We start from the raw sequence: 21312 nt of genomic DNA, 5'->3' as shown, positions 1-21312 counted from the left end.
TGAGATAAAGTAGAAACGAGGTAAGCCAATGATAAATTTAATTGCAACAGATATGGATGGTACGTTATTGAACGCTGCACATGAAATATCAGAAGACAATATCCAAGCTATCAAATATGCACAATCACAAGGCATCACAGTAGTAATTGCTACAGGACGTGCATTTTATGAGGCGAATGCACCAATCAACCAAACAGATTTAAAAGTGCCATATATTTGTTTGAACGGTGCAGAAGTAAGAGATGAATCATTTAATATTATGAGCACTTCAAATTTAAATAGAGAACTCATAAATCGAATTACAGAAGAATTAAATAAAGAAAATATTTTCTATCAAGTGTATACGAACTTAGGCATCTATACTGAAAATCCATTACGGGACTTAGAGATTTATATTGATATTGCGCAACGTGCTGGACAAGAAGCAGATGTGGAAAAAATAAAAAGTGGTATTCAAAAACGTATTGATAACGGTACGTTAAAAGTAGTTGATAATTATGACAAAATTCAAGATACACCTGGTGAAATTGTAATGAAAATATTAGCTTTTGATAGTGATTTAGAAAAAATTGATCGAGTTAGTGAAACATTAGCAAAATCAGAAAGTTTGGCAGTTTCTTCTTCATCACGCGGAAATATAGAAATTACGCATTCAGATGCACAAAAAGGTATTGCTTTAAACACGATTGCAGAGCGCCTAAATATTGATATGAAAAATGTTATGGCAATCGGTGATAATATGAATGATGTTTCAATGTTGGAACGCGTTGGCTATTCAGTCGCTATGGAAAATGCGGCACCAGAAGTTAAAGCAATCGCAAAATATGAAACAGATTCTAATGAACAAAGCGGTGTGGGTAAAGCGATAATGAAACTACTTAGAGAAAATAACAAATCATAGCATGAGGTGAAAGTGTAGATGAAAGGATTAATCATAATAGGGAGTGCTAAAATGGGCTCGCATACAAATGCCTTAGCCCATTATTTAAAAGGTCATTTTGAAGACCAATATTTTGAGGTAGAAATCTTTGATTTAGCAGAACATCCAATTCATCAATTGGATGTTTCTGGCGTATCTTCGCCAAGTGAAGTATATAAAAATAATTTAACATTATTACAAACTAAAGCGCGAAATGCAGATTTCTTTGTATTAGGAACACCAAACTACCATGGTTCATATTCCGGTATTTTAAAAAATGCATTAGATCATTTAACGATGGATGATTTTAAAATGAAACCAGTGGGGTTAATCGGCAACAGTGGTGGTATTGTAAGTTCTGAACCATTGTCTCATTTACGTTTGATTGTACGTTCATTACTCGGTATCGCAGTACCAACGCAGATTGCGACACATGATACAGATTATAATAAATTGGATGGTGGTACTTATTATTTGGATAATGAGGAGTTTCAATTACGTTCGAGATTATTTGTAGATCAAATTATTTCGTTTGTAAAAAATAGTCCGTATGAACATTTGAAATAATGTGAAGTTATTTTTGATTAAAAGATTACAATAGAAGTTGTATCTTACGATGTACATAATCTAAAGGTTTTTGGAGCGCATATAAAATCAAATTAACGTTTGATTTTATATGCGCTCTTATGTTGTTGGTAATGAATTAAGCACTACTGTGAAGTATTGAATCAACAATTAAATGATACTGTTCAATCAGCTGTTTAATTTCTGCTAACTTGATATCATGCAAATAAATACATCTTTCATCAGTTTGATCTCGAGACTTTTTTAAAAGATTAAGTTCGATAAAATGATTGATTTGTGATGAAACAGGTGAATTTTGGACTTGTAATAACTTTTTCAATTCAATAGCATTTATTTTATTTTTATTGAGATAGAGTAATTTATCCAAAATGATTACTTCGGAAATAGTAAGATTCAAGTTTTGTTTCACCACTTTATTAATCAATACTCTTTTTTCTTCATAAATAATAGTATTCATGTTGTCACCACACTTTTAATATTTTACTTTTATGCGTTAGATTGAAATTGTTGATAAAAATCGAATTTTAAATGTTGAATTTCTGACCGACTTTTTGTATGGGGGTGAATATCGGAAGGATGGCAACCAATAACATTGTTGAAAAGATAGCAATATTCATTTTGAGTACGAAAACCGTAACGTTGTTGTACGATATTTAAATGATCACCGTTAAGCAAATCGCATACGGAAGCATGAATTTTAGATGACGTAATATATTGAGATAATTTACAGTTCATCAATGTTGAAAATTCTCTTGATAGAAAGCTATTATTTACAAAAAAATAATTAGCGATTTGTTTGCAAGTTATTTTAGTAGTTAAATGTGTGTTTACATATTGAACCACATCTTTAATTAAAGCTGTTTTATAACTGCATTGTATTTCGGAACTTTGCGAGTTATGATACTCAGAATATTGAATATTTTTAATCAAATGCTTAATGGCTTCGTTTAAGTTACTTATAGATTGATGTTGAATCGCATCAACTATATCTAAAAATTGGACGCGTCTCTCTTTTTTAATCGATATATGTTCAATAGCGTCAAAATTTAGTTTCTGAAAGTATTGATAATAGTAAAAATTATTTAGTGAAAGACAAATTAAACTACCGTTAAAAGAGATTTGTGTAATGGATTCATAGTCATGGACATGAAATACGTCACCTACTTTAAAATGGTGGAAAGTAGTGTTTTTCAAAACCATAAATTTTCCTTGTGTTATTAAAAAAACATGCAGAAAATGTGGTCTGCTTAATTGACTTATAGGGACATGCTTCGCATGATATGTTTTTAAAGTATAATCCATTTTATTGATTTCACCACTTACATCAAAATAAAAATTAATTATAAACTACTACTGTCATTATTTTAATATGAAAATTGTATATAGAACATTAATAAAATTTAACAGTTAATATACATTATTTTATAATTAGTTGCAGATGGGGATATTTAGTGGTGGTATTTTTAAATGAACCATTAAAATTTTACTATTACAAATTTAAGTAATGAATTTGGAGAAAAATAACATTATTTAGTAACTATAGAAAGTTTAATTGTTGGGAAAATTTTTTGAAAATAAAACAAAGTTAGAATCAAAAATAATAGGCTGCTAAACTTCTATTATCATTTAGAAATTCAGTAGCCTAATTTTTGATGACTTGCTATATTGATTTGTAGCTATGCGTGCTATTTTCTATATTTTATTTTTGCAAAAGCATCATGTTGGTGAATAGATTCTTCGTTTCTGCATTCAATATCAAAGCCTTCAATCCAATCAAAATCAACTAAATCTGCTGCGATAAGGCGAATCAAATCTTCAACAAACCTCGGATTTTCATAAGCGCGTTCCGTGACACTTTTTTCATCTGGTCGTTTTAATATAGGATAAAGTATAGAACTTGCATTGGCTTCCATTGCATCTAAGATTTTTTCTTTGTAATCGTCTGTTAAAATAGCTTCGTTGTTCAAAATAGCTTTAACTGTAATAATACCGCGCTGGTTATGTGCCGAATACTCACTAATTTCCTTTGAACAAGGGCACAATGTTGTAACTGCAGCTTGTAGTGTAATTTCTTTGCGTGTAATGCTTTCTTTGTCTATCGCCATACCGTATGTCACATCTGCGTGACCTACTGCTTTAATATTCGTGATTGGACTGTGACGGTCAAAGAACCATTTAGCTGAAACATCAACACCAGCAGCATTTTGTTCCATGCGCTCTTGTAAGCTACGCAAAAGTCGATATAAAGAATCAAAATCTAATTCAATGCCATTATCGTAGTGTTTTTCAACACTTTCTAGAATGCGGCTCATGTTTATACCTTTTTCATCTTGATTAAGGCTAGTTGAAAAACTGAAATTTCCAGCTGTTTGGAAACGATCTACTAATACAGGGTATACAAGATTTTTAATGCCTACTTCTTCAATTTCAAATAAGTAGTTTTTATTCGTGCTTTGCAAATCTGTCATTTCTTCTTTAACGGTTGGTTTTGTACCTTCGATTGGATCAACTGAACCAAAATGCTTCCATCGACCTTCTCGAGTTGATAAATCAAATTCTGTCATGATATTGCCTCCACTTAAGATTCAAAGTTATAAGTCCAATAAGGTTCAACTTCTAAAAAGCTTTGCGCTTCTCCAGAAACATCAGGTGTAGCAAGTTGTTTCAAGAATGGTCCCGTTTGAGATGCGTGTGCTTCAAAAGCGCGAAGTTTTACCTCTTTATAATCACTGATCTCATTTAGAATGTCAGGTTCACCTAATTTTTCAGGCGCGTCATTGCTAAATGCAACAAGTTGTAGACGGGGTCTTTCTGATGGTTTCAAGCGTCCTACAGTTCTCACAACTGCTTCTGCTGTAGCTTCATGGTCTGGGTGTACTGCAAATTGAGGATAGAACGATATGATGACGGATGGGTTTAATTCATCAATTAATGATTGCACCATCTCATCCATTTCGTCGTGAGGTTCAAATTCTACAGTTTTATCACGCAAGCCCATTTTGCGCAAATCAGTTATACCAATGGCTGCCATCGCAGCTTCTAATTCTTTTTCACGAATGTCCGGCAAAGATTCACGAGTGGCAAATGGTGGATTGCCTAAATTACGTCCCATTTGACCTAATGTTAAACAAGCGTATGTGACTGGTACACCATTATCTATAAAACGCGCCAATGTACCTGCAGATGAGAATGATTCATCATCTGGATGTGGAAATATAACTAATACATGGCTTTCCTCTGTCATGATTTATCCTCCTTATGCTTTAAATGATTGAGTGCTTATTTCTAAAGCAGCTGCTAATTGACCTTCATAATTAAAACCAGCTAATAGAAACTCACCATGTTCATTTATTTCGTAGTGTGTTAAACCTTGAACATAGACCCAACCGCCATCTTTGAGTTTCAAACCTACGCGATATGGATCTTTATTGCCACCTTTAAGCTGTGCATGCTCAAAAGTGACTTGAATATTTCTTAAAAAAGTGCCCGCGTTAAATACACGTTGATCAAAATGTGCAGCATATGCACCATTCGTTGTCTCTACATGTAAATACACGGGTTTATCTTCATATGAAGAAAGTAATGTTTGTACTTTTTCATCTATTATTGGTTCCAAACTTTTGCCTCCTTGATTCCAAAACCCTATACTTTTATGAAATAAATTGTACTATACAAGTGTTAATAAAAATAATTAGTCTAATCTTTAGTGTAAACTGACTTTGAAACATTTTCTACCTGAAAAGTGAATTTCAACTTAGATTTATACATAAAATTTGATTATCTATTTATTTTACTAAAAACAGCGATGAAAATGTATTAGTCTGCTCATTACACCTTTAGTCATTTTATATAATATTTGCAATTTATTAAATATCTATTTTCTGTAAAAAATATCAAAAGAACGTATAATAGAAGTATCATCAATTTTTTTTTATAACAAATAACAAATTCAACATATTGGGGAGGGCAATAATATGAAAATTACAAATTTAGGTTCTAGTGAATATGCTTCATTTTATGTTGCATGTGAATTGTTTAAACAAATGAGTCAACAACCACATAGTAAGTTAGGGCTAGCTACTGGTGGGACAATGGTCGAAGTTTATGAATTTCTAGTTAGTTTACTGCAAAAGAATCAACTAGATGTATCTGAAATAGAAACATTTAACTTGGATGAATATGTCGGCTTATCAGCGACACATGAACAAAGTTATCATCGATATATGAATGATATTCTATTTAATCGTTATCCACATTTCACGAAATCTTTAATACACATTCCAGATGGAGCTGCAGATGACTTAATGGCAGAAACAAAAAGATACGAAGATTTAATCAATCAAAAAGGGCCACTGGATATACAAATATTAGGTATAGGTGAAAATGGTCATATCGGCTTTAATGAGCCAGGTACTGATATGAATAGCACAACTCAAGTTGTAGATTTAACAGCTAGTACAATCAATGCCAATAGTCGTTATTTTGATAATGAAAGTGAAGTACCTAAACAAGCTGTGTCTATGGGCTTGGCTTCAATTTTAAAGGCGAAAAGAATCATTTTGTTAGCATTTGGAGAGAAAAAGAGAACGGCAATTGAACAATTAGCTAAGCATGAAGTAAATAAACAAGTGCCAGCTACGATATTGCTCGCACATCCAGATGTCGAAATTTACGTTGATGACGCTGCAGCACCACACTTATAATCTCTCAGTTTAAATCATCATTGTAAGGGTAAATAGTTTATGCGTAAGTTTTTAAATAAAGTAAGTTAGGTCATGATTTCCATGCCTATCATTAAATCAAGAAGGGATGATCATTTTGGAATTACAACTAGCAATTGATTTATTAAATAAAGAGGAAGCGGCAGAACTTGCAAATAAAGTTAAAGACTATGTTGATATTGTAGAGATTGGTACACCTATTGTGATAAATGAAGGTTTACCGGCTGTACAACATTTAGATAATAATATAGATGGTGTGAAAGTACTTGCAGATTTAAAAATTATGGATGCAGCAGATTATGAAGTAAGCCAAGCTGTTAAATTTGGTGCAGATGTAGTAACAATTTTAGGTGTCGCAGAAGATGCTTCTATTAAAGCTGCAGTAGACGAAGCACATAAAAATAATAAAGAATTACTTGTAGATATGATTGCAGTACAAGACTTACAAAAACGTGCTAAAGAATTAGACGAATTAGGTGCAGATTATATCGCTGTTCATACTGGTTATGATTTACAAGCAGAAGGTGAATCTCCATTAGAAAGTTTAAGACAAGTTAAATCAGTAATTAACCAATCTAAAGTTGCTGTAATTGGTGGTATTAAACCAGATACAATTAAAGAAGTCGTAGCTGAGGAACCTGATTTAGTTGTAGTTGGCGGTGGTATTGCTAACGCGGATGATCCAGTTGAAGCAGCAAAACAATGTAGAGACGCGATTGAAGGTAGATAAGATGAGTGAAATTACAAATTATCGTTTGATTTTAGACGAGTTAGATCATACGTTATCTCATGTTAAAGATAGTGAAACACAAGCTTTTTTATCACAAGTGACTAAAGCAAATCACGTTTTTGTAGCGGGTAAAGGACGTTCTGGATTTGTAGCAAATAGTTTTGCTATGCGTTTAAATCAACTTGGAAAATTTGCTTATGTTGTTGGTGAATCAACAACACCTTCAATTACTGAAGATGATTTATTTATTGTCATTTCAGGTTCAGGTTCAACGGAACATTTGAGATTATTAGTTGAAAAAGCAAAATCTGTCGATGCAGAAGTCGTGTTATTATCAACGAATCCGAATTCGGCAATTGGTGCATTGGCTAATACGGTTATAGAACTTCCTGCAGGTACAAAATATGATGCAGAAGGATCCGCACAACCTTTAGGTAGTTTGTTTGAACAAGCAGCGCAAGTCTTTTTAGATAGTCTAGTATTAGATTTAATGAACGAACTTAAAGTCGATGAAGAAACGATGCAAAGTAATCATGCTAATTTAGAATAGTGTATTACAATAAAATATATAGTCGTTGAGTATGTTATATGTTAAAAAATGCATCTCATTCTCATAAAAAGAGAGCTAATTCCAAATGGATTAGCTCTCTTTTTTACGGTTGAAATTTTGTGATTTTAACCGTGCATGTTTATCAGGGCGTATGATTTACAAAATTCGAGTTGTTGTTGCTCACTTGTAAATTTCTGACTATTGTAAGAAATTTATGTCCGTTTGTCGAATAGATGATAAGTTTTAATGGAATGAAGTAGTGGTTTAAGTGGAATAAATACTGCTGGATTCTTATGAAAAGTGAATTTATACTAAAATTTTGTATCAATAGTGATGAAATTTAAAGTATATCAATGTAAATACTAACGATATTATTAATCGAAATAAAAATATTCAGTATACAAATTTGTTTAATAATAAATATATTAAATCATATTAAAAATGGGACGATTTACCACGAATCGCTCATTTTTTTGTTTTTTTAGGAATTGGAATTCAAAATTGCTCAATTTAAGTTAAAAACATGGGATGTTTATGGTATTAGAAACCAAATGTTTTCATTACATTATTTTATACTTTAAATGTTAATATATTTTGTATAAAAGTTAACAAAGGGGGCTGGAATTTGAAAATTTTAGAAGAAATAGAAAATCACGCAAAACAACAACCGCATCTAGTTGCTTTGAGCTTTGATAAACAAGATTTAACTTATAGTGAATTAATCAAAGAATTGAACATTAAAAGCGGCTTGTTTTCCAATATACCTAAACATAGTTTTGTAGGAGTGGTAACACGACATCCACAAAAGATAATGATTTTATATTTAGCATTGTTAAAAAATGAATGTGTACCGTGTATTTTCGATGATAGATGGTCGAGCGCGCAAACCTTTAAATTAGTCGAAAAATATGGTGTTCAATATCTAATAGAAGAAGATGATTTAAGTATACATAATGTGGTCAAAAAGGATAAATTCAAGAACGATGGGGATTTGCTGCATATCGCTTTTACATCTGGAACAACAGGGTTACCTAAAGCATATTATAGAGGTGCATTATCTTGGATTAAGTCTTTTTCAAAAAATGATCAATTATTTGACAGGACCATAAATACAATCGTTGCTCCAGGTCCGATGTCACATTCTTTGTCATTATATGCATGCATTTATGCTTTGTATACAGGTAGAACATTTATAGGACAGCAATATTTTGAAGCAAAGCGGTTAATGCAAACAATCCAACACCATAAAGTAAACACAGCGTGCTTTATGGTGCCAACAATGATACAAGCATGCGTTTCAACTCGAATTTTAATAGAAGGAAAGCATTATATTTTAAGTACTGGAGATAAACTTGCCTTACACGTTCGTCAACGTATTCAACAATGTTTTCCCGAAAGTGATTTGATTGAATTCTTCGGGACGTCAGAGGCTAGCTTTATTAGTTATAACTTCAATAATAGTGCGCCACCAGAATCTGTTGGTAAATTGTTTCACAACGTGCACGTAAATATTGAACAGTCAGACGAATCAGGGATAGGTTTATTAAAAATACGAAGTGATATGTCATTTAGTGGTTATGTCGAAGATATCTGCAAGGATAGGTGGATTGAAACAGGGGATTTTGCTTCATGTGATGCGCAGGGACATTTATTTTTACATGGTAGAAAACATGACCGCATGATTATTGGTGGACGTAATGTTTATCCTTTCGAAATTGAACAGAATGCAAAATATATTGATTTATTCAATGAAGTAGTCGTTATCAGTGAAAAACATTCTAGATTTGGAGAAATTGCCATATTACTTTATACAAGTGATCGTATAGTTAGTTATAACTATTTTAGAACGATAATGAAACATCATGTAGCGCGTTACCAAATACCATCGAAATTAGTTAAAGTAAAACATATGATCTATACCTCGAGTGGAAAAATTGCGCGAGAACGTATGAAGCAATGCTATTTAAAAGGAGAATTATAAATGAATGAAGCGGTAATTGTAGCAGCAAAACGAACTGCATTTGGTAAATATGGTGGGAAATTACGCCATTTAGAACCTGAATTATTATTACAACCATTATTCAATTATTTTAAACATAACTATGCAGCAATAGTTAGTAATATAGATGACGTAATTTTAGGTAATGTTGTAGGAAATGGTGGTAATATTGCACGTAAAGCACTTTTAGAAGCTGGATTTAATCAACAAGTGCCAGGTGTGACGATTGATCGTCAATGTGGCTCAGGGTTAGAAGCTGTAAACCAAGCTTGTCGCATGATACAAGCAGGTGCTGGATCAATATATATCGCGGGTGGTGTGGAAAGTACAAGTAGAGCACCGTGGAAAATTAAACGACCGCAATCTGTATATGATACGCATTTACCAGAATTTTATGAAAGAGCTTCGTTTGCACCTGATGACCAAGATCCATCTATGATACAAGCAGCTGAAAATGTTGCTGAAAGATATGGTATATCAAGATTTGACCAAGATGAATTCGCATGGCACAGCCATCAAAAAACGCTTGATGCTTATCAACATCATAATATTACCCAAGAAATAACGCCATTGACGATTAAGGGAGAAATATTTGAACAAGATGAAAGTATTAAAACTAAATTAACGCAACAAACGTTAGGGCGATTAAAGCCATTATTACCAAATGGAAGCATCACTGCTGGCAATTGTTGTATGAAAAATGATGGTGCTGTATTACTACTTGTCATGGAAAAATCAGTTGCTCAAGCATATGGCATACAAAGTGGATTATCATTCATTGATCAAGTAACCGTAGGTGTAGATCCTAATATACTTGGCATTGGTCCTGTGCCTGGTATTAGCAAAACAGCAACTGTCTTTAAATGATGTCGATGCTGTAGAGTTAAATGAAGCATTTGCATCTCAAGTTTTAGCAAGTCAACAAGCATTAAACATACCAGCAGAGAAATTAAATATTTACGGTGGCGCTATAGCTACTGGACACCCTTATGGTGCAAGTGGTGCTGCACTTGTTACAAGGTTGTTTTATATGGAACATAAGTATAGAACAATCGCAACCATGGGTATTGGAGGAGGTATGGGCAATGCCACATTATTTGAAAGATGGACATGAACAACAAGAAATGGTATTCCATAAAAAAGATGTAGAAGCTTATAATCAATTGTTTGAACGATCGAATAGCACTGATGTTTCTCCGCTTTATTGTGCGAGTCTATGGCCTGAATTTGAATTGTTCAAACCTTTTATTTCTAGTAATTTACTATTAAAGTCAACAGAAATTGAACAATATCATCCATTAAAAATTGATGTTATATATCAAGTACAATTGACATTGATTGAAAAGAAAAAAATTCGTCAATTTATTAAATATAGCTTTGAAATGAAAATAAATAAAAATAGGACTAATTGTATATATATTATGCAAACGTTTTTAGAGAAGGTGTAAAATGATACAGATATTACCCAACGATTTAGAGCAATATTTGCGTCTTGTCAAAGATGAAAATCCTTTGCATCGTCAGATTGTACCGGGACAAATGATTGTGCAACTTGCATTGATATACAATGAATTGAATTGGAAAAGTTATAAAATTAATTATGTTGAACCAGTTGATATATATGAATTTCTTCAATTTGATCTTGAAAGTAAACATAAATTAGTTGTGAAAAATAATCACAATAAAGTTAAAGTTACTATTTTGAAAAAATAGGTTGGTAATCAATGAAAATTGTCCGTAATTAGATAATGAATTTAAAAGAAAAATGAGTTTCTTCATATTTAAAATTAAATACATTTTTTGTATAAAAATTAAAAAACGAAAATTAAAAAATTTGAATCAGTTTGACATACACTCCGAACTCAGTATAATAAGTAAACATGTTAAGGGAGTGACTTAAATCGTGGATTATGAACAAGATTTTGATGAACGTAATATCAATAAGGTGAACCCTAGGACTGCGAAAAAAACTGTATTTGCAACCGGTATTGGTAATGCAATGGAATGGTTCGACTTTGGGCTTTATTCTTATTTAGCAGTTATATTAGGGCAAAACTTTTTTAGTTCGGTAGAAAATGACCAGCTGAAAACGATATTTACATTTGCAACATTTGCAATTGCATTTTTATTAAGACCAGTAGGTGGCATTATTTTTGGTATTATTGGTGATAAATTTGGAAGGAAAGTCGTTTTAACGACAACCATTATCATGATGGCATTTTCTACTTTGTTAATTGGTTTATTACCTACATACGATCAAATAGGTGTATGGGCGCCAATTTTACTATTATTAGGTAGAGTACTTCAAGGTTTTTCAACCGGTGGAGAGTATGCAGGCGCGATGGTTTATGTTGCTGAATCCTCACCAGATAAATCTAGAAATGGTCTAGGTTCAGGTTTGGAAATTGGTACATTATCAGGTTATATCGCTGCATCAGTAATCAGCGGCTTACTATTTTTCTTTTTAAATGAGGAACAAATGGCTACATGGGGATGGAGAATACCATTTATTTTGGGTCTATTCTTAGGCATATTTGGTTTTTATTTAAGAAGAAAATTAGAGGAATCATTAGTGTTTGAAAATGAAATAGCTACACAACCAAAACGAGATAACATCGGCTTTTTCACAATTGTTCGATATTATTACAAAGATATTATTGTATGTTTTGTAGCTGTAGCATTCTTTAATTGTACGAATTATATGGTGACTTCATATATGCCATCTTATTTACAACAAATAATTAAATTAGATAGCACAACGGTTTCTGTACTTATAACGATTGTCATGGCAGTAATGATTCCATTGGCATTAATGTTTGGTAGAGTTGCAGATCGTATCGGAGAGAAAAAAGTCTTTTTAATAGGGCTTTGTGGTACAGCTATCTTTAGTACAGTGGCATTTGCGTTATTCCAATCAGGCTCGTTGGTTTTAATAGTTGTGGGTATATTTACGTTAGGATTTTTCTTATCTACTTATGAAGCGACGATGCCAGGTTCGTTACCAACGATGTTTTATACACATATCCGTTATAGAACATTAGCAGTAACATTCAATGTGTCAGTATCATTATTTGGTGGCACAACACCGTTAATTGCATCTACATTAGTTGCTAAAACAGGAGATCCACTTTCACCGGCTTATTACTTAGCAGCAATGAGTGTCATAGGAATTATTGTTATTTCATTGTTACATGTAAGTACAGCAGGTAAATCACTGAAAGGTTCATATCCATATGTTCAAAGTGATGAAGAATATGAATATTATACAAAAAATCCTGATAAAGCTTTATGGTGGGCAGACGACAAACGCGTATAAACGGTATGGCATACAAATCACTATCAAAATAAAATGTATGAATACTTATCAATACTAATATTTAACAAAAGTAATTTAAAAACTAGGTTATTCATTCCCTATAGAATTGGGAAATGGGTGCCTAGTTTTTTCGTGAATTTTATTATTATAATAAGTAATTATATATGATTTACAATAGTGTTGATATTTTCATTTTCGTTAATAATCTCGTTTTTTTAGAAGAATAACACGCGAAAGCAAGAAGTCATACAATTTATTTATGTTATGTTTAAGAAGAAAAAACAAAATACATAGTTTGGAGGAAGAACGATGACAGTAGAACAATATTGGGAAAAATTTGTACAATTGTGCCCATCTTATAAGAGTAAAACATATGAAGCATGGTCGTTTGGTGTAGATGAGGATGAATTAGCAGATCTAGTGAAACAAGGTGAAAAAACGGCTACGACAAGTGGTTATGAAACTTATCAAGTAGATCGTGAACCACTACCTCAAGTGGGAGATGTGAGCGTGATTTTAAATAAAAAAGGGGAGCCACAATGTGTGATAGAAACAACACGCGTCTATCAAACACCGTTTAATGCGGTCACTGAACATCACGCTTATTTAGAAGGTGAAGGCGATAAGTCACTCGCTTACTGGCGTAAAGCACATATTGATTTCTTTGAACCTTATTATACATCTCTAGGATTGGCATTTAACGAATCGATTATTGTAGTGTGTGAAGAATTTAAAGTTTTATATAAATAAGTAAAGTGGTACATAAGTTAGGGGTGCTTCGAGTGTGCTCTCCAAGCAAACAAAGGGGACAATCTTTGCCTAACTATGTACCACTTAGGGTGAGTGTTTATAAGGGATGTGTTACACCATGTATATATAATGGGACAGTTACATATACATGGAACATATTTCTAAAGGGGAATTCTTTGTTCTGTTTCTTCTAATTTTAGTCTTGGACCTTACGTTTCTGTTTTTTCATCGATGTATTGAAGTGTGGCTAATAACTTAGATTTAAGTTATCGACATCACTTTCAAGTAGAGAGAGTAACGTATATAATTCATTCTTGCTGAAATTTTCATCGCATTTAACAGAAATCGTTTTGAATGTCTTGGTGATAATTTCATAGATTGGGTTACCATTCTCAAAAGATTGTTCGTAGATAATCATGATGTCATACCTCCTTGTCTCTCTACACTTATTATAATAATAGATATGCTAGAAAATAACATGGGCCTGTAGTATCAAATTTGAATCAGACTAATGTCTGATATATTTTGAGTTTGAAAAATTTGAAGTTATTAATTAAATATGGAGATGTTTTATTTGTTCAAAATAGACGCATAAGGTTTGAGTTAAGGATTGTTAATCAATACAATATTATATAATAAAAAAGAAATCTGAAGCATTATTCGTTATGAATATGTTTCAGATTTCTTTTTTTATGATTTATACTTCAGTTACTTCAACATCTATATGTTCAATACGATTGTAAGCACCGTGATCTACAGGACCAACGAAGTCGTTCATTTTCCAGCCATTTTTAATTGCAGATGCAACAAATGCTTTGGCAGCAATTACGGCTTCTTTTGGAGATTTACCATTTGCTAAATATGCAGTCGTTGCTGCAGCAAATGTACAACCAGCACCGTGATTATAACTTTGCTGGAACATGTCAGTAGTTAATTGGTAGAAGTTATTTCCATCATAGTATAAGTCATAAGATTTATCTTGATCTAATGCTTTACCGCCTTTAATAATAACGTGCTTAGCACCTTGTTGGTGAATAATTTCAGCTGCTTTTTTCATATCGTCTATTGATTTTAAAGTGCCGAGGTTTGCAAGTTGACCAGCTTCAAATAAATTTGGTGTTACGACTGTAGCTTTTGGTAACAAATATTCAATCATTGCATCAGTATTGCCAGGATTTAAAACTTCGTTTTCTCCTTTACATACCATTACTGGATCAACCACAAAGTAATTCGCACCTGATTCTACATATGCTTCGCCGGCACGTTTAATAATTTCTTGTGTCCCTAGCATGCCTGTTTTCACTGCATCTGGACCGATTGATATTGCTGTTTCTAATTGTTTTTCAAATACATCGAATGGAATTGGTGTAACATCATGAGACCAAGATGCTTTATCCATTGTTACAATAGACGTTAATGCAACAATGCCGTATGTTCCTAACTCTTGGAATGTTTTTAAGTCTGCCTGCATGCCTGCACCAGCACTTGTATCTGAACCGGCAATGGTTAATGTTTTTTTCAATGCCATGAATTTTCACTCCTATATATTCTTTTGTATATATCATACCACGTTTGTCGACTATTCTAAATAATGACGTTTACAATGTAATAAGGTTACAATAATGAATAAATCATTATATCGTTTTGATTCTATTACTGATACATATTAAAATGAAATTAAATATATTCATTATAATTGTGTTTATGATTAAGCTAACACTACTAAATCTCTCAAGCGAGAAAGTAGCGCTTTATGTTACTATATTAATCGAGGTGAACGTGTATGGAATGGTCTGATGTTTTTCATAAAATAACTACGGAGCATGATTTTACTGAAATGCATAATTTTTTAGAAAATGAATATACGACAAAGGTAATCTATCCAGATAGGGAAAACATTTATCAAGCTTTTGATTTAACACCTTTTGAAAAAGTGAAAGTTGTTATCTTGGGACAAGATCCTTATCATGGACCAAATCAAGCACATGGTTTAGCATTTTCTGTGCAACCGAATGCTAAGTTTCCGCCTTCATTAAGAAATATGTATAAAGAACTTGAAGACGATATCGGTTGTGTAAGAAAATCACCACATTTACAAGATTGGGCAAGAGAAGGTGTTTTATTGTTAAATACTGTTTTGACAGTACGACAAGGAGAAGCTCATTCTCACAGAGATATAGGGTGGGAAACTTTTACTGATGAAGTGATTAAAACAGTTTCCGAAAATTTGAGTAATGTTGTATTTATTTTGTGGGGTAAACCCGCACAACAAAAAATGAAACTGATTGACACATCTAAACATCACGTTATTAAATCACCACATCCAAGTCCATTATCTGCATATCGCGGGTTCTTTGGTTCAAAACCGTATTCCTTAACAAATGCATATTTACAAAAAAATGGTATTGAACCTATAAATTGGTGTGAAAGTGGGTTATAAAATAAATGGAAAAAGAGAAAATTATTCAACTTATTGAACAAGAATTAGTTCAAGCAGATGAAGCTAAGAATGATGCAGAGTTTGAAAAGCATATTTATGCCATTCATACACTAACGTCATTAGTAAATAGTTCAAATGATAAACAGCATTTTAAAGATAATACGGATTCAGTGTCTACCTCATTCAAATCATCACAAAATGTAACACACACTACAGCTAGTGAGAAACAAGGTATCTCTCCTGAAGAAATTCAAGCAATGGGAGGGAAAATACCTGCTTCTTCGGCAAAATATACAAATACTAATACTTCGCTAAATTCTAATAAATTAGTAACAGACGATGAAATTGGTAATGGAGATTCAATTTTTGATTTTTAATTTAAGAAAGAGAGGTTTATTTTTATGAAATTATTTATTATTCTCGGTGCTTTAAATGCTTTAATGGCTGTAGGTACTGGCGCATTTGGCGCACATGGTCTGGAAGGTAAGTTATCGGATAAATATTTATCTGTATGGGAAAAAGCAACCACTTATCAAATGTATCACGGGCTTGGGTTACTATTAATTGGAATTATAAGTGGTACAACGTCAATTAATGTGAATTGGGCAGGATGGCTTTTATTCTTAGGCGTTGTATTTTTCAGTGGTTCGCTTTATATCTTAGCATTAACACAAATTCGTATACTTGGTGCAATTACACCAATCGGAGGTATTTTATTTATTATAGGTTGGTTAATGTTAGTGATTGGTACGATTAAATTATAATTTTATAATTGTTATAGAATTCATCTTATGGGTATAATACATCTCATGAGGTGAATTTTATTTATGGGAAAAAATGATAGGAAAGTAGATAGAGGAGATTTAAAACAAAACTTATCTGAGAAATTTGTTTGGGCAATTGCCTATGGTTCGTGTATCGGTTGGGGCGCATTTATTTTACCAGGTGATTGGATTGGTCAATCTGGACCTATTCCAGCAGCTATTGGTATTGTAATTGGCGCATTGTTAATGATTTTAATTGCGGTAAGCTACGGCGCGCTTGTTGAACGGTTCCCAGTTTCTGGTGGGGCTTTCGCGTTTAGCTTTTTAGGTTTTGGCAGATACGTAAGTTTTTTCTCATCTTGGTTTTTAACTTTTGGTTATATATGTGTAGTGGCTTTAAACGCAACTGCATTTAGTTTATTAATTAAATTTTTATTACCTGATGTTTTAGAAACAGGTAAACTATATACCATCGCAGGATGGGATGTTTATATTACTGAAATATTAATTGCATCATTGTTATTGATTGTATTTATGTTTATAGCTATTAAAGGTACGAGTGTTTCAGGCTCGCTACAATTTTATTTCTGTGTGGCAATGGTCATTACAATCTTATTGCTATTTTTCGGTTCGTTCTTTGGTAGTAATTTCTCATTAGAAAATTTACAACCATTAGCGAACAAAGAAAAAGGTTGGCTTACATCAATTGTAATGATAGTTGCAGTAGCACCGTGGGCTTATGTAGGTTTTGACAACATTCCACAAACTGCAGAAGAATTTGATTTTGCTCCAAATAAAACGTTTAAACTTATTGTATATAGTTTATTAGCAGCAGCATTTACGTATGTGCTAATGATTTTGTATACAGGTTGGCTAAGTAGTTCAGAGACTGATTTAAACGGTCAATTATGGTTAACAGGTGCTGTTACAAGTGGTGCATTTGGATATATAGGTTTGGCAATTTTAGCGATTGCTATTATCATGGGCATATTTACTGGTTTAAACGGATTTTTAATGAGTTCAAGTCGTCTATTGTTCTCAATGGGACGCTCAGGTATTATGCCTTCAGTATTTAGTAAATTGCACAATAAATATAAAACACCGTATGTAGCAATCATATTCCTTGTAGCTATCACATTGATTGCACCTTGGTTAGGTCGTACGGCATTGACATGGATTGTTGATATGTCATCTACGGGTGTTTCGATAGCATACTTTATTACATGTTTATCAGCAGCTCGTTTATTTAGTTATGACAAAACAAGTAACACATACGGTCCGGTATATAAAACATTTGCGATTATAGGTACAATAGTATCGTTTGTTTTCTTATTACTATTATTAATTCCTGCTTCACCAGCTGGATTATCAACGCCATCATATATTGCATTGTTTGGTTGGTTAATTATAGGATTAGTCTTTTTCGTAATTCGTTATCCTAAATTAAAACAAATGGATAATGATAAATTAAGTAAATTGATATTAAATCGTTCGGAAGATGAAGTCGTGAACCTTATTAATGAAAATAAAGTGCCGAACGAAACGCATAAATAGATGACAGTCGTTAATTATTTATGAGATAAACATATAAATAATTAGATATGGAATTCTTACAATATTTTGAGTATGAAAAAACTCCTATCAATAGCAACGGATTTTAACTGCATATTGATAGGAGTTTTTAAAATAAAATTATCATGTCTTATACAAAAAATCTGAGGTCTTTAATGAGCCTCAGATTTTTTATGTTCAATTATTAAATGTGCTTTTTGCTAAATTTTGTACCGGAAACGATGAGTTTAGATATTTGATCAGCAAATAATAAACCTAAAGCGATTGCGCCTGCAATTAGCGTTACTTCTAGCATCGTGTTAATCGCTTTACTAAAGTCTAACAAAATAAGATTTTTCGTAGCGTCAAAGGCTAAACCTCCAGGTACCAAAGGTATAATACCTGGCACCATAAATAGAATAACTGGTTCTTTTTTAAAGCGAGCCATTATATGACTAAGTAAACCCAATGCTAAACTTCCAAAGAAGCTTGAATAAATGGTGTGAAGTTGGAAACCATCATAAAATAATGTATAGACCATCCAACCACACGCACCAACAATTCCAACAGCATTATATAAATATTTTGGAACATCAAATATAATACCGAAGAATAGTGAAGCGGTATAACTAAATATTAAATTTAAAATCCAAAACATAAGCATTGCTCCTAAGAAATAATAAGTATTGTACCGACACCTGCCCCGATGCCAAAGGCAGTTACTAATGCTTCTAATGATTTAGTTGTAAACATTAACATGTGGCCACTGAATAAATCTTGAATAGCATTCGTGATTAAAACACCTGGTACAATTGGCATCACTGCTGAAATAATAATTGTGGAAATAGAACCACCCTGTATAAGCGTATTGCCCAATACTGCCACTGCACCAATAACGAGTGCACCCATAAATTCAGGAATAAATTTAGTGTGTAAATTTCTATTTAAAAGTTCTACAACGAGATAACCTAAAGCGCCTGCAACGAGTGCAGTGAATACATCAACTAAGTAACCACCTTGTAAATATAGAAAACTAATAGAGATAATCGCAGCGGCAATAAATTTAAAAAATAGATCGTGATTAATGCTTTGTTCATGATATATTTTTTGCAATTCTTGATATGCATCTTCAACTGAGAGCGTGCCATCGGAAAGTTGTCTAGAAACACGGTTGGTTCTTGATATACGATGTAGATTGGTGTCTCTTGTTCTTATTCTATAAATTCTTGGATAAGATTCATTATGTAACATAAAATTAATGACTGTATTCGTAACAAAACTATTACTTTCTGTATAACCTAATGTGAAAGCAATACGAGTCATTGTATCTTCTACACGAGACCCTTCTGCCCCAGATTCAAGTAAAATTCTGCCAGCTAGAATTATGACATCTTTTGCTATTTTTTCTTCATAATTTTCTGAGTATTGAACATTTATTGTCATCTAATCACCAATTATATTTTATTTAACTAAACCATTCGTAACTGTATTTTCATGGGATATATTTAGTAAGTTAATATTTTTTATTGTAACATTTTATTCAAATAATATGTTGGGTAAAAAAAGGATATTGTATTTTAAAAAATTGAGTTTTATACAACTTTAGTAATGCAAATATGTTTCAAATATTTCAAATAGGTTAAAATAGTATTAGTTGACTGTTACAAAATATTGAGTAGCGACAATGTTTAACAGTTAACCCTTAAATTAAGTAGTGATTAAAGTTCTCCCAAACACACTACATTCAGACAGGCACACTTGGAATAAAACAAGTGTGCCTTTTAGTCGCTCTAACTTTCTACGAAGTAGAAAGTTAGAGCGATTGATGCATGCGAAGCGCAGGCGAACCAAGTGAAACGAAGTAGAAAGTTAGAGCGACTTATGCATGCGAAGCGCAGGCGAACCAAGTGAAACGAAGTAGAAAGTTAGAGCGATTGATGCATGCGTATTATCGGAACATTTGTCTTCAGAAGCTCATTTTTCAAAGTTAAACGTAGTTATTGAATTATATAGCTATTGTAATTGTATTAAACATGAAAAACAAAATTGCTGTATGATTGAAAAACTTAGATTTGAGGCACAATGCTAGTTATATATGGATGAAAAATAAAAAATGATATATATAAACACCCCTCCATTTTAAATGAAGGGGTGTGACGAAAGAATATAACGATATTTATATTTCAAAAAGTGTTGGTAAACTATCTTTTGTAATAATGTTACCTACATAGAAACTACCAAAATCACCGTAACGTGCTGTCGTTTCGTCAAATCTCATTTCAGAAACAATTTTTTTGAATTGAAGTGGATCATCTGCAAATAGAGTGACACCCCATTCGAAATCATCAAAGCCCATAGAACCTGTGATAAATTGTTTGATTTTACCAGCATATTGACGACCGATTTTACCGTGATTATACATAAGTTCTTGTCGGTCTTCTAGTGATAACATGTACCAGTTATAAGTTTCATTACGACGTTTGTCCATAGGATAGAAACAAATATATTCGGATTGTGGTAATTCTGGGTACAATCTTGGTTTGATGTGTGGATTTTCGTAAGGATCTTCGTCGGATTTTCCTGCTAAATAATTGCCTAATTCAATAATAGAAACAAATGAATATGTCGGAATTAAAAAGTCTGTGATTCTCAATTTATTGAATTCATTTTCAAAAGCATTTAAATCTTTTAATTCAGGACGTAATGCCCATAAAAGAATATCTGCTTTTTGACCAGTGATATTATAAAATGCATGATCGCCTACATGGTTAGTACGCGCTTCTTCGTGTTTATCTAAAAATGCTTGTAACTCTTCAACTAACGTTTGACGTTCGTTTTCTGGGACTAGACGTAAACTAGCCCAATCTATAGCATATAATAAATGTAAACTATACCAACCATCTAAAGTTTCTGGCGCTTGTGGCATATTGAATCGCTCCTTTATGAAATAATTCTATATCTACACTGAAAATTCTATCATAAAGGTA

Annotated in this window: 24 protein-coding genes and 1 pseudogene; 15 read left to right on the top strand and 10 right to left on the bottom strand. The window is 32.5% G+C overall.

The genetic code is table 11. The features are described 5' to 3' along the window. Positions 1-28 precede the first annotated feature (28 nt). Positions 29-901 (top strand): Cof-type HAD-IIB family hydrolase, encoded by an 873-nt coding sequence (locus KA856_RS11910; protein ID WP_107384015.1) that lies wholly within the window; start codon positions 29-31, stop codon positions 899-901. A gap of 18 nt (positions 902-919) precedes the next feature. Then, positions 920-1486 (top strand): NADPH-dependent FMN reductase, encoded by a 567-nt coding sequence (locus KA856_RS11905; protein ID WP_210138731.1) that lies wholly within the window; start codon positions 920-922, stop codon positions 1484-1486. A 136-nt stretch (positions 1487-1622) separates the two neighbouring features. Here KA856_RS11905 and KA856_RS11900 read toward each other — a convergent pair whose 3' ends face one another. From KA856_RS11900 to KA856_RS11880, 5 genes are all read right to left on the bottom strand, one after another. Then, on the bottom strand, positions 1623-1961 hold the full coding sequence (locus KA856_RS11900; protein ID WP_210138730.1) for a transcriptional regulator, SarA/Rot family: 339 nt from the start codon (positions 1959-1961) through the stop codon (positions 1623-1625). Between the two features lie 29 nt (positions 1962-1990). Beyond that, positions 1991-2806 (bottom strand): helix-turn-helix transcriptional regulator, encoded by an 816-nt coding sequence (locus tag KA856_RS11895; RefSeq protein ID WP_210138729.1) that lies wholly within the window; start codon positions 2804-2806, stop codon positions 1991-1993. A 383-nt stretch (positions 2807-3189) separates the two neighbouring features. After that, a complete protein-coding gene (gene folE2, locus KA856_RS11890) occupies positions 3190-4068 on the bottom strand; it encodes a GTP cyclohydrolase FolE2 (RefSeq protein WP_107386566.1) in 879 nt (292 codons plus the stop codon). A 14-nt stretch (positions 4069-4082) separates the two neighbouring features. After that, positions 4083-4748: a bacillithiol biosynthesis deacetylase BshB2 gene (gene bshB2, locus KA856_RS11885; RefSeq protein WP_210138728.1), complete on the bottom strand. Its 666-nt coding sequence runs from the start codon at positions 4746-4748 to the stop codon at positions 4083-4085. A 12-nt stretch (positions 4749-4760) separates the two neighbouring features. Further along, positions 4761-5120, bottom strand: a complete 360-nt coding sequence (locus KA856_RS11880; protein WP_107386567.1) for a YojF family protein — start codon at positions 5118-5120, stop codon at positions 4761-4763. Between the two features lie 358 nt (positions 5121-5478). On the opposite strand from KA856_RS11880, the gene nagB reads away from it, so the two are divergent. The 9 genes and pseudogenes from nagB (at position 5479) to KA856_RS11835 (ending at position 13570) form a co-directional block, all read left to right on the top strand. Continuing rightward, entirely contained in the window at positions 5479-6207 is a 729-nt protein-coding gene (nagB, locus tag KA856_RS11875; RefSeq protein ID WP_210138727.1) for a glucosamine-6-phosphate deaminase, read from the top strand. Between the two features lie 115 nt (positions 6208-6322). Continuing rightward, positions 6323-6955 carry a 3-hexulose-6-phosphate synthase gene (gene hxlA / locus KA856_RS11870; protein ID WP_107386569.1) on the top strand — a complete coding sequence of 211 codons (633 nt, stop codon included), beginning with the start codon at positions 6323-6325 and terminating at the stop codon, positions 6953-6955. Between the two features lies 1 nt (position 6956). After that, complete coding sequence (gene hxlB / locus KA856_RS11865; protein WP_107386570.1) at positions 6957-7505, top strand: 6-phospho-3-hexuloisomerase; 549 nt, start codon at positions 6957-6959, stop codon at positions 7503-7505. A gap of 625 nt (positions 7506-8130) precedes the next feature. Next, positions 8131-9486: an AMP-binding protein gene (locus KA856_RS11860; RefSeq protein WP_210138726.1), complete on the top strand. Its 1356-nt coding sequence runs from the start codon at positions 8131-8133 to the stop codon at positions 9484-9486. Beyond that, positions 9487-10618, top strand: a pseudogene (locus KA856_RS11855) (thiolase family protein). It begins immediately after the preceding gene. Further along, positions 10590-10952, top strand: coding sequence for a hypothetical protein (locus tag KA856_RS11850; protein ID WP_210138725.1), 363 nt, complete (start codon positions 10590-10592; stop codon positions 10950-10952). The pseudogene KA856_RS11855 and the gene KA856_RS11850 overlap by 29 nt, the downstream one beginning before the upstream one ends. Before the next feature lies 1 nt (position 10953). Then, the gene (locus tag KA856_RS11845) at positions 10954-11217 is read left to right on the top strand and encodes a hypothetical protein (protein WP_210138724.1); all 264 of its coding nucleotides are present in this window, start codon (positions 10954-10956) and stop codon (positions 11215-11217) included. Between the two features lie 190 nt (positions 11218-11407). Continuing rightward, positions 11408-12820, top strand: a complete 1413-nt coding sequence (locus KA856_RS11840; protein WP_210138723.1) for an MFS transporter — start codon at positions 11408-11410, stop codon at positions 12818-12820. A 309-nt stretch (positions 12821-13129) separates the two neighbouring features. After that, the gene (locus KA856_RS11835; protein ID WP_107505207.1) at positions 13130-13570 is read left to right on the top strand and encodes an ASCH domain-containing protein; all 441 of its coding nucleotides are present in this window, start codon (positions 13130-13132) and stop codon (positions 13568-13570) included. 247 nt (positions 13571-13817) lie between these two features. Here KA856_RS11835 and vraX read toward each other — a convergent pair whose 3' ends face one another. After that, entirely contained in the window at positions 13818-13988 is a 171-nt protein-coding gene (gene vraX / locus KA856_RS11830; protein ID WP_157947957.1) for a C1q-binding complement inhibitor VraX, read from the bottom strand. Positions 13989-14267: 279 nt separating this feature from the next. Continuing rightward, positions 14268-15098, bottom strand: a complete 831-nt coding sequence (thiD, locus tag KA856_RS11825) for a bifunctional hydroxymethylpyrimidine kinase/phosphomethylpyrimidine kinase (RefSeq protein ID WP_119537813.1) — start codon at positions 15096-15098, stop codon at positions 14268-14270. A 255-nt stretch (positions 15099-15353) separates the two neighbouring features. Between thiD and KA856_RS11820 the strand changes: the two genes are divergently transcribed. The 4 genes from KA856_RS11820 to KA856_RS11805 all read left to right on the top strand — a co-directional run bounded on the left by KA856_RS11820 (position 15354) and on the right by KA856_RS11805 (position 18328). Further along, positions 15354-16010, top strand: a complete 657-nt coding sequence (locus KA856_RS11820; RefSeq protein ID WP_107386430.1) for a uracil-DNA glycosylase — start codon at positions 15354-15356, stop codon at positions 16008-16010. 5 nt (positions 16011-16015) lie between these two features. Then, complete coding sequence (locus KA856_RS11815; protein ID WP_210138722.1) at positions 16016-16387, top strand: DUF5327 family protein; 372 nt, start codon at positions 16016-16018, stop codon at positions 16385-16387. Positions 16388-16411: 24 nt separating this feature from the next. Next, on the top strand, positions 16412-16774 hold the full coding sequence (locus tag KA856_RS11810) for a DUF423 domain-containing protein (protein ID WP_210138721.1): 363 nt from the start codon (positions 16412-16414) through the stop codon (positions 16772-16774). A gap of 63 nt (positions 16775-16837) precedes the next feature. Beyond that, the gene (locus KA856_RS11805) at positions 16838-18328 is read left to right on the top strand and encodes an APC family permease (RefSeq protein ID WP_107383636.1); all 1491 of its coding nucleotides are present in this window, start codon (positions 16838-16840) and stop codon (positions 18326-18328) included. A gap of 202 nt (positions 18329-18530) precedes the next feature. Here KA856_RS11805 and KA856_RS11800 read toward each other — a convergent pair whose 3' ends face one another. The 3 genes from KA856_RS11800 to hemQ form a co-directional block, all read right to left on the bottom strand. Beyond that, positions 18531-18983, bottom strand: coding sequence for a threonine/serine exporter family protein (locus KA856_RS11800; RefSeq protein ID WP_107383637.1), 453 nt, complete (start codon positions 18981-18983; stop codon positions 18531-18533). 11 nt (positions 18984-18994) lie between these two features. Next, a complete protein-coding gene (locus KA856_RS11795) occupies positions 18995-19762 on the bottom strand; it encodes a threonine/serine exporter family protein (RefSeq protein ID WP_394862813.1) in 768 nt (255 codons plus the stop codon). Positions 19763-20501: 739 nt separating this feature from the next. Continuing rightward, a complete protein-coding gene (hemQ, locus tag KA856_RS11790; RefSeq protein ID WP_107383639.1) occupies positions 20502-21251 on the bottom strand; it encodes a hydrogen peroxide-dependent heme synthase in 750 nt (249 codons plus the stop codon). Positions 21252-21312: the final 61 nt, after the last annotated feature.

The organism is Staphylococcus sp. GDB9P120P (assembly GCF_017893435.1).
Lineage (GTDB): Bacteria > Bacillota > Bacilli > Staphylococcales > Staphylococcaceae > Staphylococcus > Staphylococcus cohnii.
This window is presented reverse-complemented; position numbering and strand designations above follow the sequence as displayed.

Bases quoted from the DNA above. Each gene is read 5' to 3' on its own strand.
- KA856_RS11910 (WP_107384015.1), top strand. From the start codon at position 29: ATGATAAATTTAATTGCAACAGATATGGATGGTACGTTATTGAACGCT.
- KA856_RS11905 (WP_210138731.1), top strand. From the start codon at position 920: ATGAAAGGATTAATCATAATAGGGAGTGCTAAAATGGGCTCGCATACA.
- KA856_RS11900 (WP_210138730.1), bottom strand. From the start codon at position 1,961: ATGAATACTATTATTTATGAAGAAAAAAGAGTATTGATTAATAAAGTG.
- KA856_RS11895 (WP_210138729.1), bottom strand. From the start codon at position 2,806: ATGGATTATACTTTAAAAACATATCATGCGAAGCATGTCCCTATAAGT.
- folE2 (WP_107386566.1), bottom strand. From the start codon at position 4,068: ATGACAGAATTTGATTTATCAACTCGAGAAGGTCGATGGAAGCATTTT.
- bshB2 (WP_210138728.1), bottom strand. From the start codon at position 4,748: ATGACAGAGGAAAGCCATGTATTAGTTATATTTCCACATCCAGATGAT.
- nagB (WP_210138727.1), top strand. From the start codon at position 5,479: ATGAAAATTACAAATTTAGGTTCTAGTGAATATGCTTCATTTTATGTT.
- hxlB (WP_107386570.1), top strand. From the start codon at position 6,957: ATGAGTGAAATTACAAATTATCGTTTGATTTTAGACGAGTTAGATCAT.
- KA856_RS11850 (WP_210138725.1), top strand. From the start codon at position 10,590: ATGCCACATTATTTGAAAGATGGACATGAACAACAAGAAATGGTATTC.
- KA856_RS11845 (WP_210138724.1), top strand. From the start codon at position 10,954: ATGATACAGATATTACCCAACGATTTAGAGCAATATTTGCGTCTTGTC.
- KA856_RS11835 (WP_107505207.1), top strand. From the start codon at position 13,130: ATGACAGTAGAACAATATTGGGAAAAATTTGTACAATTGTGCCCATCT.
- vraX (WP_157947957.1), bottom strand. From the start codon at position 13,988: ATGATTATCTACGAACAATCTTTTGAGAATGGTAACCCAATCTATGAA.
- thiD (WP_119537813.1), bottom strand. From the start codon at position 15,098: ATGGCATTGAAAAAAACATTAACCATTGCCGGTTCAGATACAAGTGCT.
- KA856_RS11820 (WP_107386430.1), top strand. From the start codon at position 15,354: ATGGAATGGTCTGATGTTTTTCATAAAATAACTACGGAGCATGATTTT.
- KA856_RS11815 (WP_210138722.1), top strand. From the start codon at position 16,016: ATGGAAAAAGAGAAAATTATTCAACTTATTGAACAAGAATTAGTTCAA.
- KA856_RS11810 (WP_210138721.1), top strand. From the start codon at position 16,412: ATGAAATTATTTATTATTCTCGGTGCTTTAAATGCTTTAATGGCTGTA.
- KA856_RS11805 (WP_107383636.1), top strand. From the start codon at position 16,838: ATGGGAAAAAATGATAGGAAAGTAGATAGAGGAGATTTAAAACAAAAC.
- KA856_RS11800 (WP_107383637.1), bottom strand. From the start codon at position 18,983: ATGTTTTGGATTTTAAATTTAATATTTAGTTATACCGCTTCACTATTC.
- hemQ (WP_107383639.1), bottom strand. From the start codon at position 21,251: ATGCCACAAGCGCCAGAAACTTTAGATGGTTGGTATAGTTTACATTTA.